At 68.5% G+C, this 520-nt stretch carries 1 protein-coding gene; it reads left to right on the top strand.

Annotation, left to right across the window (positions count from 1 at the left end; genetic code table 11):
• A partial coding sequence (locus DNK49_RS23315) for a magnesium transporter (RefSeq protein ID WP_133255181.1) occupies nt 1-520 on the top strand: 520 nt, incomplete at both ends.

The raw sequence follows: 520 nt of genomic DNA, 5'->3' as shown, positions 1-520 counted from the left end.
ACGGCTGCTCGGCGTGATCATGGTCGACGACGTGGTCGACGTGATCGACGAGGAGGCCGAGGAGGACATGCTGAAGATGGGCGGCGTCGGCACCGACGACATGCACGCGCCGCCGGTGCGCACCGTCCGCCTGCGCGCGCCCTGGCTGCTGGTCAACGTCGCGACGGCTCTCGTGGCGTCCTTCGTGATCGGCCAGTTCGAGGGCACGATCGAGAAGATCGTGATCCTGGCCGCGCTGATGCCGATCGTGGCGTCGATGGGCGGCAACGCCGGCATCCAAACCGTGACCGTCACCGTCCGCGCGCTCGCCATGGGCGAGCTGACCGCCGCCAATGCGTTCCGCTTCATCGCCAAGGAGGCGGTGGTGGGCAGCATGAACGGCGTGATCTTTGCCGCGCTCCTGGCGGCCGGCGTGGTCGGCTTGTTCGGAGACTGGCGGCTGGGCGGCGTCATCGGCACGGCGATGATCTGCAATCTCCTGGCAGCAGCGCTTGCCGGGTCGCTGATCACGCTCGGCTTG

The organism is Parazoarcus communis SWub3 = DSM 12120, assembly GCF_003226565.1.
Lineage (GTDB): Bacteria > Pseudomonadota > Gammaproteobacteria > Burkholderiales > Rhodocyclaceae > Parazoarcus > Parazoarcus communis.
This window is presented reverse-complemented; position numbering and strand designations above follow the sequence as displayed.